Annotated in this window: 8 protein-coding genes and 1 pseudogene; 3 read left to right on the top strand and 6 right to left on the bottom strand. The window is 73.5% G+C overall.

Annotated elements, in window-relative coordinates:
• Both pulA and ABZ404_RS01920 read right to left on the bottom strand, forming a co-directional pair.
• Positions 1-5355 carry a pullulanase-type alpha-1,6-glucosidase gene (gene pulA / locus ABZ404_RS01915; RefSeq protein WP_358990097.1) on the bottom strand — a complete coding sequence of 1785 codons (5355 nt, stop codon included), beginning with the start codon at positions 5353-5355 and terminating at the stop codon, positions 1-3.
• 155 nt (positions 5356-5510) lie between these two features.
• A pseudogene (locus tag ABZ404_RS01920) lies at positions 5511-6923 on the bottom strand (alpha-amylase family protein); the annotation flags it as partial.
• 396 nt (positions 6924-7319) lie between these two features.
• On the opposite strand from ABZ404_RS01920, the gene ABZ404_RS01925 reads away from it, so the two are divergent.
• The gene (locus ABZ404_RS01925; RefSeq protein WP_358836139.1) at positions 7320-8591 is read left to right on the top strand and encodes an ROK family transcriptional regulator; all 1272 of its coding nucleotides are present in this window, start codon (positions 7320-7322) and stop codon (positions 8589-8591) included.
• 97 nt (positions 8592-8688) lie between these two features.
• Here the strand turns inward: ABZ404_RS01925 and xylA are convergent, their stop codons facing one another.
• Positions 8689-9858 (bottom strand): xylose isomerase, encoded by a 1170-nt coding sequence (gene xylA / locus ABZ404_RS01930; protein ID WP_358836140.1) that lies wholly within the window; start codon positions 9856-9858, stop codon positions 8689-8691.
• Positions 9859-10040: 182 nt separating this feature from the next.
• On the opposite strand from xylA, the gene xylB reads away from it, so the two are divergent.
• Entirely contained in the window at positions 10041-11513 is a 1473-nt protein-coding gene (gene xylB / locus ABZ404_RS01935; protein WP_358990024.1) for a xylulokinase, read from the top strand.
• A gap of 26 nt (positions 11514-11539) precedes the next feature.
• Here the strand turns inward: xylB and ABZ404_RS01940 are convergent, their stop codons facing one another.
• Positions 11540-11956: an SsgA family sporulation/cell division regulator gene (locus tag ABZ404_RS01940; protein WP_358990027.1), complete on the bottom strand. Its 417-nt coding sequence runs from the start codon at positions 11954-11956 to the stop codon at positions 11540-11542.
• Between the two features lie 230 nt (positions 11957-12186).
• Between ABZ404_RS01940 and ABZ404_RS01945 the strand changes: the two genes are divergently transcribed.
• Positions 12187-13725 (top strand): carotenoid oxygenase family protein, encoded by a 1539-nt coding sequence (locus ABZ404_RS01945; protein ID WP_358990030.1) that lies wholly within the window; start codon positions 12187-12189, stop codon positions 13723-13725.
• A 19-nt stretch (positions 13726-13744) separates the two neighbouring features.
• On the opposite strand, the gene ABZ404_RS01950 is transcribed toward ABZ404_RS01945, so the two are convergent.
• Both ABZ404_RS01950 and ABZ404_RS01955 read right to left on the bottom strand, forming a co-directional pair.
• Positions 13745-13933 carry a hypothetical protein gene (locus ABZ404_RS01950; RefSeq protein WP_358836732.1) on the bottom strand — a complete coding sequence of 63 codons (189 nt, stop codon included), beginning with the start codon at positions 13931-13933 and terminating at the stop codon, positions 13745-13747.
• Positions 13934-14099: 166 nt separating this feature from the next.
• Positions 14100-14813, bottom strand: a complete 714-nt coding sequence (locus ABZ404_RS01955) for a class I SAM-dependent methyltransferase (RefSeq protein WP_358836733.1) — start codon at positions 14811-14813, stop codon at positions 14100-14102.
• Positions 14814-14833 lie beyond the last annotated feature (20 nt).

Raw genomic sequence — 14833 nt, forward strand, 5'->3', positions numbered from 1 at the left:
CTAGCGGCCGGTGAACACGGCGACCGTCCGGCCGGGGACGCCGAACGTACCCGAACCCGCTTCGTACGAGGCCGACTTGACCGTTGCGTCGCCGCCCCTCGCCTGCGCCGGGTGCAGCGCGTATGCGTGGCCCGCGAGGTCCGCGACGCGCTGCGTCCGCCGGTCCGGCGTCGCGTTGAACACCACGACCAGGGAGCCGAGCCGCATGGTGATCACACCCGGCGTCTCGTCCTTGCCGGAGAGCGGGAAGGAGAGTGCCGACTGCACCTGGGCCGCGGTGCTCAGCCGGAAGGCCGGATCGGTCGAACGGATCTTCAGGAGGTCACGGTAGGCCGCCGAGGCGCCGGTGATCTCCGCGCATCCCGGGGTGAGCGAGTCGGCCGCCAACAGGGGCTTGGCGTACGGCCACTTGGGCTGGTTGTCGGCCGCCGGCGGCAGCCCGCGCCCGAATCCGTTGCCGTCCCGGCAGTCCCAGTGGATCGCGTTGAACCAGTCACCGCTGTCGTAGGAGTTGCGGTCCAGCGACTTGGAGCGCAGCAGGTCCGTACCGGCCTGGGAGAGCGCCGGGCCCTGCGACAGCGCGGCCGTCGCCAGCGCGAGCACCTGCATCCTCGCCCGGTCGGCGGCCGGCGTGGAGCGCGGCAGCTTGAAGGCGAGCGCGTCGTAGAGCGACTCGTTGTCGTGCGCGTCGGTGTACGCGAGCGCGTCACCGGGAGCCCGCGCGTACCCGGCCGGGGCGCCGTTGTAGTCGACGTCGGCGCCCGTGACCGTACGGCCGGAGGTGTCGGTGAAGGTGTACGCGGCGAGGTTGCCGGAGAGGCCGACCTTGATCAGGTCCTGGTAGTGCAGCAGCCGGGCCCGCTGCTGGGCCGGGGTGCCGTTGGCGGCCGAGGAGTTGGGGTCGGTGTACAGGCCCGAGGCGAAGCCCTGCACGCCCGGGTCCTCGTCGAAGGGCCCGCCGCCGCGCACCGCGTCGCGCGCCCGGTCCGAGAAGGTCGCGACGCCGGTGCCCGCCATGTTCTTCTGGGTCGCCTGGACGAACCGGGCGTCGTCGGCGACCTCGCCGAAGTTCCAGCCCTCCCCGTACAGGACGATCTTCTTCCCGTCGACGCCGTCCCTGGCGGGCGTCAGCGCGTCGAGCGCCCTGCGGACCGCGAGGATGTTGGCCTTGGGGTGGTGGCCCATGAGGTCGAAGCGGAAGCCGTCGACCTTGTACTGCCGGGCCCAGGTGACCACCGAGTCCACCACGAGCTTGCCCATCATGGCGTTCTCGGGCGCGGTGTTGGCGCAGCAGGTGGAGGTGGCCACCGTGCCGTCGTCGAGGAGGCGCTGGTAGTAGCCGGGCACGATGCGGTCGAGGACCGACGTGCCGGCCTGGCCGCTCGCCACGGTGTGGTTGTAGACCACGTCCATCACCGTGCGCAGGCCCGCCCCGTTGAGGCCCTGGACCATCTGCCGGAACTCGACCGTGCGCCGGGTCCCCTCCGGGTCACTGGCGTAGGAGCCCTCGGGCACGGTGTAGTGCAGCGGGTCGTACCCCCAGTTGTAGGCGTCCTTGGCGGCGGTCTTCGCCACGCACGCCTGCTGCTCGGACGAGTCGGGCGCGTACACCTTGAGGTCGCAGCCCGGGACGGCCCGGTCGGACTTCTTCTCCGGGATGGTGCCGATGTCGAAGGCGGGGAGGAGGTGGACGTAGGAGGTCCCGGAGCGGGCGAGTTCGCTCAGGTGCTTCATGCCGTCCGAGGCGGTGTCCGTGAACGCCAGGTACTGGCCGGGGTGGCGGGAGGTGGGGTCGGCGACCGAGAAGTCGCGGACGTGCAGCTCCTGGATCTGCGCGGCGCGCAGCGGTACGGCGGCGGGCTTGCGCAGCGACGACCAGCCCCTGGGCGCGAGCTTCGGGTCGGCGAGGTCGACGACGAGGCTGCGGGCCGAGTCGGTGGTCAGGGCGGTGGAGTACGGGTCGGTGACCAGGTTGGTGACGATTTTCTGGACGCCGGGCGCCCACACCGTCACGGCGTACCGGTACGGCTTGCCCGACCAGTCGCGGGGGCCCGTCACCGACCAGACGCCGGTGGCGTCGTCGCGGCGCATGGCGACGGTGCGGCCGTCGAGTTCGAGGGCGACCCGCCGGGCGGTGGGTGCCCAGAGCGACAGGGTGGGGCGACCTCCGGAGAAGACCGGGCCGAGCGCCGCCCGGCCGGCGCGGGCGGCGTACAGGTCGTCGAGGACGCCCTGGGTCTGGACTCCGGTGGCGGCGAGCAGGGCGCCGTTGGCGAGCCGCTGGGTGGCGACGACCTGTCCGGTGAGGGCCCGGCCGATCCGGTCGCGGTCGCGCGGATCGACGGTGAACGCCGCGTACTTCGCGAGGTGCGGGAAGCGGGCCTTCTGCGCGTCGGTGAGACCGCCGGGCACGGGGGTGAGCCGCAGCCAGTGGCCCTCGCCGGTGAGGACGCCGTCCTTGACGGCGAGGCCGCCCTCCGGCGCGTACACCAACTGCCGGCTCGCGGCCGTACCGCCCGACTCCCAGGCGACGGTGTACCGGTCGATCCACTGCGCCCGCGACTTCGTCAGGTCGAGGTCGGCGGCGGAGCCCGACCCCATGGGCAGCAGGTACTTCTCCACCCCGCCCAGGAGCCACACCTCGTGCCCGTACGCGGTGAGGTCCAGCGAGCGGTCGGAGCCGAACTCTTTGGTATCGCCCTTGTGCAGGATGTAGCTCAGGCTGGACGCGCCCTCCTTCAGCGGCACCTCGAAGACCGCCCCGAAGGCGTCGGTGCGCACCGGCGGAAGCGGCGTGGACCAGTCGGTCGGCGTCGCGGCGCCCGTCCAGGTGTGGATGCCCCAGCCGCTGTAGTCGCCGTCGGCGCGCTGGTAGTGGATGACGGCCTTGGTGGTGTCCTGCGGCGGATAGGCGCCGGGGGGCGGCGAGGTGAGGAGCGCGTCCTTGCCCTGCTCGACCCAGACCTCCCCGGTGCGGCCCACGTCGATGGTGCGGTCGGCGGTGACGTCCTTGGTGCCGTCCTTGTCGATGACGAGGAACCCGACACCGGAGGCGCCCGGCTTCAGCTTGACGTACGCGAACGCGCCGTAGGCGTCGCGGCCGGTGAAGGCGTGGCCGGCGGGCCAGGTGGTGGACTCGCCGTCGGCGAGGTCGCCCCAGGCGTAGAGCCGCCAGTCGGTGTAGTCACCGGCGGGGCGCTTGTAGTGGACCACGGCGTAGTCGCGCCGGGAGGCGGTGGGCGCCGGTTCGGCGGCGGGCGTGCCGCTCGTGGTCCGGGCGGTCGCGCTCGCGGTGTGCCCGGCCGAGTCGACGACGACGGCCTTGTACCGCAGGGGCGTTCCGGCCGCGAGGGTCGCGGGCAGGTGCTGGACGACCTTGTACGGGGCGTGGTCGGCGGAGCCGAGGACCTGCCAGGAGCCGGTGCCGGTCTGGGCGGCGAACACCACCCGGTTCAGCTGACCGCCGTCGGCGTCGGCCGTGATCTCGACGTCGCCGGTGGCGCCCGCGGCCGGGGCCGTCAGGGTGAGCGAGGGCCGTGCGGCGGGGGTGCCCAGCGGCTCCGCCGCCCTGTATACGACGGCGGAGAGGGCGGGTACCCGGACCGTGACGCGGCGGTCGGCGCCGCTGGTGAGCGTGCCGGTGGCGCCGTAGATGCCGGTGAACGCGGTGTTCGCGGAGCCGGTCGCGAACTCGGCGGTCCGCTCCTCGGTCGCGTTGTTGACCGCGACGACGTACTCGGTGCCGGTCCTGGCGTCGGTGCGGGAGAAGGCGTAGACGCCCTTGCCCCGCGCCGCGTACCGCTCGGTCTGCACACCGTCGGCGAGCGCCGGATGCCGCTTGCGCAGCGTGGAGAGAGCGGCGATCGCCTTGTAGAGCGGGTGCTCCGGATCGAAAGCACTGCTCGCGTGCGTACGGGTGGTACCGATCTGGGGGTCGTCGAGATAGTCGGCGACCTTCGACGGGAACATCGTCTGCCGGGCGTCCTTGTCGCCGCCCGCGCCCGTGAAGCCCTGCTCGTCGCCGTAGTAGACGACGGGGTTGCCCCGGCTGAGGAACATCAGCTCATGGGCGAGCCGGTCGCGCCGCAGCAGTTCGGCGGCGTCGGCCTTCGGGTTGTCCTGGACCAGGAAGCTCCCGATCCGGCCCATGTCGTGGTTGCCGAGGAAGGTCACCTGCTCGTAGGCGTTGGCCTTGTCGGTGGTGTAGCGGTAGTCCTGGCCGAGGGCCGCGCCCAGGTCCGCCGCCGGGCCGCCCTGCGAGACGTAGCCGCGCATCGCCTGCTGGTAGGGGAAGTCCAGGGTCGCGTCCAGCCGGCCCCGCCTCACGTACGGGGAGGTCACCGACGGGTCGGCCGAGTACACCTCGCCGTAGATGAAGAAGTCGGGGCGCCCGCGTTTGGCCGCGTAGGCGTCGAGGGCGGTCGCCCACTGGGTCCAGAAGTCCAGGTCGACGTGTTTGACCGTGTCGACGCGGAAGCCGTCCACGTCGAAGTCCTCCACCCACTTCTCGTAGATCTTCTCCATGCCCCGCACGACCTCGGGCCGCTCGGTCCACAGGTCGTCGAGGCCGGAGAAGTCGCCGTACTCCGCGCTCTCCCCGGCGAAGGTCGAATCGCCCCGGTTGTGGTAGAGCGAGGGGTCGTTGAGCCAGGCCGGGACCTTGGCGGCCTTCTCGGCGGCGGGCACGACCGGGGTGTACGGGAAGGAGCCGGGGCCGACGGCGGGGAAGCCCTTGCCGCCGGCCGCGTAGGCGCTGTCGTCGAACGGCACGCCGTCCTTCGTCAGATACGGGAACGCGCCCTTGGACAGATACGCCGAGCTCTGCTCGCGGTGGCCTATGACGTCCGCGGTGTGGTTGGTGATGACGTCGAAGAAGACCTTCATGCCCTTGGCGTGGGCCTTGTCGATCAGCCGGGCCAGGTCGGCGTTGGTGCCGAAGTGCGGGTCGACCTGGGTGAAGTCGGTGATCCAGTAACCGTGGTACCCGGCGCTCTGGTCGGCGCCGGTGCCCTGGACCGGCTTGTTCTTGAAGATCGGTGCCAGCCAGATCGCGGTGCTGCCGAGCCCCTTGATGTAGTCCAGCTTCCCGGTCAGGCCCTTGAGGTCGCCGCCCTGGTAGAAGCCCTTGTCGGCCGGGTCGTAGCCGGTCACCGAGCGGCCGCCGGTCAGACCGCCCCGGTTGTTGCCGCTGTCGCCGTCCGCGAACCGGTCCGGCAGCACGAAGTAGGGCTGCTCCCGGGTGAGTTCGTGCCGGGCGGGCTCGGCGGCGAGCCGGGCGTCGGACGGGGGCGCCGGGGGCGCGGTGGGCGCCGGATGCGCCGCGGGCGCGGCCGACGCCAGCAGCGCGAGGGCCACGGCGGCGGTGACGGCGGTTCGGCGCGGAGAGCCGATCACGGACCTACTCCTTCTTCGGGGGACTACGGGCTTCGGGGGACTACGGGTACGGGCGTGGGCACGGAGGGAGCGTCGGACCGGCCGGCCGGTCGCGCCAGGGGGCGTTCAGGTCAGTTGCCGCCGCACGTACGGGCGCCGGTGTGCAGGGCGAGGGCGGTGTCGGCGCCCAGGGTCGCGGTGAACCGCCCGGAGCCGTCGACCGTGACCGCCCTGCCGCTCTGCACGTCGCAGTAGCCGCCCGCCGGCAGCGAGGTCTGGAAGGTGCGGGTGAGCGGCGAGCCCTCGTGGTTGACGGCCACGAACGCCTTGGTGCCGCGTCCGAAGGCGATGGCGTTGCCGCCGTTGTCCCACCAGTCGGTGACCGGCGCCGTGCCGGCCGTGGCGCGGAACTTCACCATCGAGCGGATCTCCGGCCAGGCGTGCTGGCACTTCCATCCGTCGCTGTAACAGGCGTTCACCCGGCCACCGTTGGGCGCTCCCGCGTCCTTGTCGCTGAACACGTAGCCGGAGTGGACGTCCGGGGAGCCGTAGGGCCAGGCCAGCATGAAGACATGGGCCAGGGTGTAGCGGGCTCCGTCGTTGTACGTGAGCGTCTGCCCGCCGCGCTCGGTGTCGTGGTTGTCGACGAAGACCGAGGCCTTGCCGCCGCTCAGGTAGCCCCAGCCCTCCCCGAAGTTCTTCAGGTACGCGAGCTTCTCGTTGGTGAACACCCGCTTGAGGTCCCAGGCGTAGCGGAACTCCTGGACGTCACCGGTATTGAGGTACTCGGTGGGCTGTACGGCCTCGCCCGCGCCATAGATCGTCTCCTGCTTCCAGTAGACACCGGGGTTGCTCAGCCGGGACTTGATGGCGGCGAGGTCGTCCTCGGGGATGTGCTTGGCGGCGTCGATCCGGAAGCCGTCGACGCCGAGCGAGAGCAGGTCGTTCAGGTATCCGGCGATGGTCCGGCGGACGTACTCCTCGCCGGTGTCGAGGTCGGCCAGGCCGACGAGCTCGCAGTGCTGGACGTTCCAGCGGTCCTGGTAGTTGCCGATCTCGGCCCTGCAGTCGTCCAGGTCGGCGGCGGAGTAGGTGCCGGGGTAGTCGTACTTGCCATAGGCCGAGCCCGCGGAGCCGGTGCCCGAGCCGCTGGTCATGTGGTTGACCACCGCGTCGGCGACGACCTTGACGCCCGCCGCGTGGCAGGTGTCCACCATGGAGCGGAAGGCGGCGCGGTCGCCGAGCCGGCTGCCGATCCGGTAGCTGACGGGCTGGTAGGCGGTCCACCAGGCATCGCCCTGTACGCGTTCCTGGGGCGGGGAGACCTGGACGTAGCCATAGCCGTCGGGGCCGAGTTCGCCGGTGCAGGCCCTGGCCACCGACGCGAAGTCCCACTCGAACAGCACGGCGGTCACGTCCTTGGGCCCCGGCGCGGCGGCCCCCGCCTGCGGGGCGCCGAGGACGGCGCTGCTCGCGGCCCCGGCGACGAGCGCGAGGGCGGCGGCCAGGGTTCTGCGCGTACGGCGGGTGCGGGGGGTGCTGGTGTCCATGGGGGGGGACCTCCGTGGCGGGAAAGAGGGGACGCGGCGGCCTCGCGGAGCGGCGCGGCCTGCCGCTCCGAAGGGCTCTGAATGTTCTTGCTGAAATAACCGGAAAGCTATTGCGGTCGAGACCGTAGGCGGCCTGGACCAGCCGGTCAACCCTTTGGACACACCCGCGCCACACCGCGGAAATCTCCGGGTTCTCTCCCCGCATTTCCTCCGCAAGGCCTTCCGCAAGGGATTGCAGCGGTGTTACGTTCAACCACGCCCGGCCCGGGGTATGGCGTGAACTCGCCCCTGAGCGCCGAAGCCTCCGCATCCGTGTCGCCGGGCCGCGCGTCCCGTCCGAGCGGCGCCGGCCGGGCAACCGCGGCGCCCCGGGCATCGCATAGGCTCGGCCACGACATGAAGAGCAACCTCGCCCCGCTGGCCCCCAAGGCCGACAAGGACACCGTGCGCCGGCACAACCTCAGCCTGGTGCTGCGGGCGGTCCACGACGAGGGCGAGACCACCCGGGCGGCCGTCGCGGCACGCGTGGGACTGACCAGGGCGGCCGTGTCCTCACTGGTGGAGCAGTTGCTGGAGGGCGGGTTCCTCACCGAGTCCGGCAAGACCTTCAGCGGGCAGGCGGGGCGGCCCGGCACCGTCCTCAAGCCGGCCAGGACCGGTGCCGCCGGGGTGGGCGTCGAGATCAACGTCGACTACACGTCCGTGTGCGTGGTGGACCTGGCGGGAACCGACCGGGTCCGGCTCACCGAGCACCTGGACAACCGGGGCGGGCCGCCCGCCGAGGTGCTGGCCCGGGCCGCGCGGCTCACCGCGCGGGCACTGGACTCCGCCCGGCGGCAGGAGCTGCGGCCCGCCGGGGTGACGCTCGCCCTGCCGGGCCTGGTCGCCGGCGGCACCGTCCGCCAGGCGCCGAACCTGGGCTGGAACGGCGTACCGGCCGACGACCTGTTCGCGCGGGCCCTCGCCCAGTGCCCCGACGCCCCGGCCCTCGCGGTGCGTTCGGAGAACGAGGCCAACCTCGCGGCGCTGGCCGAGCTGTGGTTCGGCGGACCGGACGAGGCCCGCACGTTCCTCTACCTCTCCGGTGAGATCGGCGTGGGCGGCGCCCTCGTCCTCGACGGTGAACTCCTGCGCGGCGCGCACGGTTTCGCCGGGGAGATCGGCCACGTCCCGGTGGACCCGTCCGGCCCCGAGTGCCGCTGCGGGGCCCGGGGCTGCCTGGAGCAGTACGCGGGCCAGTGGGCGCTGCTGCGCGGCGCGGGCATCGAGGAGGGCGCCGGAGCGGCGGGCGTGGCCGAGCTGGAGCGCCGGGCCCGGGCGGGCGAGGAGCGGGCGCTGGCGGCCCTGGACACGGCAGGGCAAATGCTGGGCCGGGTACTGGCGGGCGCGGTGAACCTGCTGGACCCGCAGAGCGTGGTCCTCGGCGGCGTCTACCGCACGCTGTCCCCGTGGCTCGCTCCCCCGGCCGGGGCCGAGCTGGCCGCCCGGGTGGTCTCGGGCCTGTGGCCCCGCGACAGCGGCCGCCTACGGGCCTCGTCCCTGGCGGGCGACGCGGCCCGGGGCGCGGCGGCGCTGGTGGTGGAGGCGGTGCTGGACGACCCGGGGGAGTGGGCGGCGGGCTGGAGGCAAGCCGAGCGGGACGCCGGGCCGAGCAGGGCCCCGGGCTGAGCAGAGCCGGGCTGAGCAGAGCCCCCGGCCAACGAGGGCCCGGGTCGAGCGGGACGCCGGGGCGTCCCGCCCTTCGGACGTGGCGGACGCCCGCCCCTCAGCGCACCCCCATCAGATGCTCCAGTGCCAGCTGGTCCAGCCGCTCGAAGGCCATCCCCCTCACGCCCGCCGCCTCCGCGTCGAAGTCCTCGAAGGCCGCGCGGTCCCCGAGCAGTCCGGTCAGGCCGTCGTCCGCGGTCGGCCGGGCGAGGTCGTCCAGGCGGGACGCCCGCAGCGCCTCGCGTACCGCCGGGTCGGCGCGGAACGCCGCCGCGCGCTCGCGCAGGATCAGATAGGTGCGCATGTTCCCGGCGGCCGAGGCCCACACCCCGTCGGCGTCCTCCGTGCGCGGCGGCTTGAAGTCGAAGTGGCGCGGGCCCTCGTAGCCCGCCGACTCCAACAGGTCGACCAGCCAGAACGCGTCCCGCAGGTTCCCCGAGCCGAACCGCAGGTCCTGGTCGTACTTGATGCCGGACTGGCCGTTGAGGTCGATGTGGAAGAGCTTCCCGGCCCACAGCGCCTGCGCGACGCCGTGGGTGAAGTTGAGCCCGGCCATCTGCTCGTGCCCCGTCTCCGGGTTGACGCCGACCAGCTCCGGGTGCTCCAGCCGCTCGATGAACGCCAGCGCGTGCCCGACGGTGGGCAGCAGGATGTCCCCGCGCGGCTCGTTCGGCTTGGGCTCGACGGCGAACCGCAGGTCGTAGCCCTGGCTCACGACGTACTCGCCCAGCAGGTCGAAGGCCTCCTTCAGCCGGTCGAGCGCCACCCGGACGTCCTTGGCGGCGCCCGACTCCGCGCCCTCGCGCCCGCCCCACGCCACGTACACCCGGGCGCCGAGCTCCACGGCGAGGTCGATGTTGCGGATCGTCTTGCGCAGCGCGTACCGGCGGATGTCCCGGTCGTTGGCGGTGAAGGCGCCGTCCTTGAAGACGGGGTGGGTGAAGAGGTTGGTGGTGGCCATGGGGACCGCGAGGCCGGTGGCGTCCAGGGCCGCGCGGAAGCGCTTGACGTGGGCGTCGCGGTCGGCGTCGGACGCGCCGAACGGGATCAGGTCGTCGTCGTGGAAGGTCACCCCGTACGCCCCGAGCTCGGCGAGCCGGTGGACGGTCGCGACCGGGTCGAGGGCGGGCCGGGTCGCGTCGCCGAACGGGTCGCGCCCCTGCCAGCCCACGGTCCACAGACCGAAGGTGAACTTGTCCTCGGGGGTGGGTGTGAAGCGTTCCGTCATCGTCGTGTCCACCTCGGTGCGGGGCGCCCGGAGGGCCCCATGCTATTTGTTTACTGACCTGACGAATATGACATGATCGCCACGCCTTCCGAAACCCTGGGCCGTCACCTAATTTGTTTCGCATACGCGCAAATCAATCCGGCGCGTCCGTACGCGCGAGTTCCGCAGGAGAGGGGTGCCGCATGCCGCAGGCCCCGGTCGTCATCGGGGTGGACAGCTCCACCCAGTCCACCAAGGCCCTGCTCGCCGACGCCGAGACCGGGCGGACGCTCGCCGTGGGCCGCGCCCCGCACCGCGTCGACGGCTCCGGCGGGGCGCGCGAGAGCGACCCCGAGCAGTGGTGGCGGGCGCTGGGCGAGGCGGTCGCGGCCGGACTGAACGGGGCGGGGGTGCCCGCCTCCGCCGTCACCGGCATCGCGGTCGCCGGGCAGCAGCACGGACTGGTCGTCCTGGACAGCGCCGGGCGGCCGCTGCGCCCGGCACTGCTCTGGAACGACACCCGCTCCGCCCCGCAGGCCGCCGCCCTCACCGAGGCGCTCGGCGGCCCGGACGCGTGGACCGCGCGCACCGGCTCGGTGCCCGTCGCCGCCGTGACCGCCGCCAAGTGGCGCTGGCTGTACGAGAACGAGCCCGCGCACGCCTCGGCCGCCGCCCGGGTCCGCCTCCCCCACGACTTCCTCACCGAGCGCCTCGCCGGAACCGCCGCGACCGACCCCGGGGACGCCTCCGGCACCGGCTGGTACGCGACGGCGACCGGCGCCTACGACCCCGTGCTGCTCGACCTCCTCGGCCTGGACGCCTCCCTGCTGCCCGAGGTCGCCGCCACCGGCGCCACCCGGGTGGGATCCCTGACCGCGCGGGCCGCCGAGGCGCTCGGGCTGCCCGCGGGGACCGCGGTCGCCGCTGGGACCGGGGACAACATGGCCGCAGCCGTGGGGCTGGGGCTCGGCGGCGCGGGCCTGCTCGACCACCCCGTCCTCAGCCTGGGGACCTCGGGCACCGTCTTCGCCGCCACCCGCACCCGGCCCGCCTCCCGCGAGCTGTCCGGGTTCGCCGCGACCGACGGCACCTTCCTGCCGCTCGCCTGCACCCTCAACTGCACGCTCGCCGTGGACCGGATCGCCTCCCTGCTCGGCCTCGGCCGCGACGACGCGGAACCCGGCGGCGAGGCGGTCCTCCTGCCCTATCTCGACGGCGAGCGCACCCCCGACCTGCCGGCCGCGGCCGGGCTGCTCACAGGGCTGCGCCACGCCACGACGGGCCCCCAACTGCTGGGCGCGGCCTACGAAGGCGCGGTCTTCACCGCCCTGCGCGCCCTGGACGACCTGCTGCGCGCGTGCGGGCTCGACCCGGCGGACCCGGGCACCGCCGGCCGGCCGCTGCGGCTGATCGGCGGGGGCGCCCGGGGCCGCACCTGGGTCGAGACCGTACGAAGGCTGTCGGGCCGGCCGCTCCTCGTGCCCCGGGCGACGGAACTGGTCGCGCTGGGCGCCGCGGCCCTCGCCGCGGCGGCCGTCTCCGGGGCGGACCCGGTGGCGACCGCGGCCTCCTGGGGCACCGGCGAGGGGGCCGCGCTGGAGCCGGTCGCCCGTGACACGGCCACCTGGGAGCGCGTCGGCGCCGTCCTCGACCGGGCGGCGCCGGTGCTCGGCTGACGCTCGGCCTCAGCGGGGCCGGGCGCTCACCGGCTCTCGCGCAGCAGCGCGGCGAGGGCGCCGTCCATGTCGAGGTCCTGGTTCTCGGCCTCGGCGGAGACCTCCGCGTAGGTGAGGACGAGGAAGCGGCGCAGCGCCGCCGTGCCGAATTCGAGGAGCGCCAGACCGTCCGGGGAGCGCAGCTCCACCAGTGTCCGGGCCGGATCGAGCGGCCGTACGCGCACATCGCCGTCGCCGGCCGGGGCGCGCAGTCCCCGGTCGATGAGGTTGCGGGCGAAGACCCAGGTCACGCCGGTGTCGTCCAGGGAGACCTGGGCGGGGAACAGCATCCGGACGGCCAGCGGGTCGGCGCCGTCGTAGGTGAGGGTGACGGGGACGGGGACGCCGTGGGGTGCGTCGGTGACGAGGCGGGCCAGGACGGACTGTTCGACGGTGGTGGACATCGACTCGCTCCTTGCTGCCACTCCCGATCTGTGACCCGCATCACATCATCTCATTAGTCGCACATTCAACACCTTGCCTGGGATTTCGTGCGAAAACCCCGAAAGGGCCTCGCGGACCGGGGGCCTGGCACCACCCCCGTGCGGGGCCCAGCCCTCCTGACCGCCGCCCCCTGCGCGGTGGACGATCGGGGTCCACGGATCGTACGGACAGGACAGCGGGGGGCTCGGACATGAATGACCGGACACGGCGGAACGTACTGCGCGGCGCGGCGGGCATGGCGGCCGGAGGAGTGCTGGCGGCACACGGCGGGACGGCCGCGTCCGCCGCCCCGCAGGGGACGCGGGGTACGCGGGGCACGCGGCGGGCGGCGGCGCCCCCGGCCGCGGGCCAACCGTTCCTGCACGGGGCCTTCGCGCCCGTCACCGAGGAGCTCACCGCCTTCGACCTGCCCGTCACCGGCCGCATCCCCCGTTCGCTGAACGGGCGTTATCTGCGCACCGGCCCCAACGTCCTCGGCCTGGAGGACCCGCGCGCCCACCACTGGATGCTCGGGGACGGCATGGTCCACGGGGTGCGGCTGCGCGACGGGCGGGCGGAGTGGTACCGCAACCGCTGGGTGCGCTCGGCCGCCGTCAGCCGCAAGCTCGGCGAGCCGTACCCCGGCCCCGTCCCCGAGGACGACTTCGCCTGCAACACGCACGTCATCCCGTACAAGGGCCGCATCCTCGCCCTCCAGGAGAGCGGGCCGCTGCCGTACGAACTGGACGGCGAGCTCAACACCCTGCGCCCCTACGACTTCCGCTCCTCGCTGAGCGGCGCGTTCACCGCGCACACCAAGTACGACGTCCAGGCGGACGAGCTGCACGCCATCACCTACTACCCGACCTGGGACCACGTCCGCCACCTGGTCGTCGACCGGACCGGGCGGGTGGCTCGCACGACCCGGATCCCGGTGGCGGACAGCCCGATGATGCACGACTTCGCGCTCACCGAGCGCCATGTGGTCCTCTTCGACATCCCCGTCACCTTCGACGCGGCGGCGGCCGGGGCGGGCGTGCCCGTGCCGTACGGGTGGAACGACCGGCACCCGGCGCGGGTGGGCGTGATGCCGCGCGCCGGAGGGAGCGTGCGCTGGTTCGAGATCGACCCCGTCTTCGTCTCGCACACGCTCAACGCCTACGACGAAGGGGCCTCGGTGGTCGTCGAACTCACCACCTTCCCGGCGCCCTTCCAGGTCGCGGGGCGCGGCAGCGACGGCCCCACAGCCCTGGGAACGCCCGCGCTCGACCGCTGGACCATCGACCTGGCGCACGGCCGGGTGCGCACCCGGCGGCTCGACGACCGGCCGCAGGAGTTCCCCCGGGTCAACGAGTCACTGGTCTCCCGGCGCCACCGGTACGGGTACACCGCCGCCTGCGCCGAGATGTCCACCGCGTATCTGACCGCCGACGGCGTGCCGCCGGACGGCACCTTCGGCAACGCCCTGATCAAGCACGACTTCCTGCGCGGCACCTCGCAGTCGCACCGGCTGCCCCGGGGCGCGGCGGTGGGCGAGGCGGTGTTCGTGCCCGCGCACGGACCGGACCCGGCCCCGGGGGCGGCGGAGGACGACGGGTACGCGCTGGCGTACGTCCATGACCCGCGGCGGGGCGCCGCCGACCTGCTGATCCTGGCGGCGCAGGACTTCACCGGGCGTCCGCTGGCCCGCGTCCATCTGCCCGGACGGGTTCCGCTGGGATTCCACGGCAGCTGGGTCGCGGACGCCTGATCCGGCGCGGGGGGCGTGCTCAGCCGGCGAGCTGGCCGAGCATGCCCATCACCGAGTTGACCGCGCTGTGCAGCGAGGGGGCCGCCGCGGTGTCGGCGAAGTAGAAGCCGAAGCCTGCGCAGGTCAGCGCGTGGGACAGCTTGGTGCCGCCCTTGCGCCAGAGGAAGAACGAAGCCGCGGCGAGCGCGAGCATCAGAGGAAAGTGCACGGAGGGCAAGGTCCTCACCTCGTGACCCCGAGAGTGTCGGATACCGTCCGGCCGCCCGGGGGCGGCGTTCCGGTGGAAACCACCTCCGCCACCGTACGACTCCCGCTCACCCCACGCCACACGAGCATCACAGGGTGTTATGCCCGCAGGTGAGCGGGAACGAGGTTCAGCGGGCGGTGGCGACCACCAGACGGCAGCGGGGGCTCCCGTCCGGGCGCCGGCCCAGCTCCTCCAGCGCGTAGTGGTCCACGTGGAAACCGGCCCCGGCGAGTTCCGCGCGGAGGCCGGCGAGCCGGAAGTCCCGGTAGTACATGACGAACGGGGGCCGCCACAGCGCGTTGCGCAGCCGCATCGCCGCGTCGAAGCCGAGCAGGGCCCAGTACCCCGCCGTGCCGGGGCGGGCGGGGGCCGCGACCGGGAACGCGAACCGGCCGCCGGGCGCGAGCACCGAGCGGACCTGGGCGAAGAGGCCGGGCCGCTCAGCGGGCAGGAAGTGCCCGAACGCCCCGAAGCTCACCACCAGGTCGAAGGCGTCCCGGAACGGCAGCGCGCGGGCGTCGGCGCGGATCCAGTCGGCGTCCCCGGCGCCCCGCGCCCGGCCCACCGCGAGCATCCCGGCGCTGAAGTCGACCCCGGTGATCCGCTCCCGGCACACCGCGCGCAGGACGTCCAGCCCCGCGCCCGTGCCGCAGCACAGGTCGAGGCCGCGGCCGAAGGGGCCGAGGGCGGTGAGGACGCCTGTGACGGCCTGGAGGACCGCATCCGCAGTGCGGTACGGCGTGAGGTCGAACTTCGGGGCGAGCAGGTCGTATCCGCGCTCGACCGACGACAGCGCCTGGACGGCGAGTTCACGGACGGTGGGGCCCTGGGGAGCGAACATCGCCCTCAGCATAGGGGCAC

Source organism: Streptomyces sp. NPDC005878, assembly GCF_040629815.1.
Taxonomy (GTDB): Bacteria; Actinomycetota; Actinomycetes; order Streptomycetales; family Streptomycetaceae; genus Streptomyces.

Coding starts and splice junctions, on each gene's coding strand:
- ABZ404_RS01925 (WP_358836139.1), top strand. CDS start 7,320: ATGAAGAGCAACCTCGCCCCGCTGGCCCCCAAGGCCGACAAGGACACC.
- xylA (WP_358836140.1), bottom strand. CDS start 9,858: ATGACGGAACGCTTCACACCCACCCCCGAGGACAAGTTCACCTTCGGT.
- xylB (WP_358990024.1), top strand. CDS start 10,041: ATGCCGCAGGCCCCGGTCGTCATCGGGGTGGACAGCTCCACCCAGTCC.
- ABZ404_RS01940 (WP_358990027.1), bottom strand. CDS start 11,956: ATGTCCACCACCGTCGAACAGTCCGTCCTGGCCCGCCTCGTCACCGAC.
- ABZ404_RS01945 (WP_358990030.1), top strand. CDS start 12,187: ATGAATGACCGGACACGGCGGAACGTACTGCGCGGCGCGGCGGGCATG.
- ABZ404_RS01955 (WP_358836733.1), bottom strand. CDS start 14,813: ATGTTCGCTCCCCAGGGCCCCACCGTCCGTGAACTCGCCGTCCAGGCG.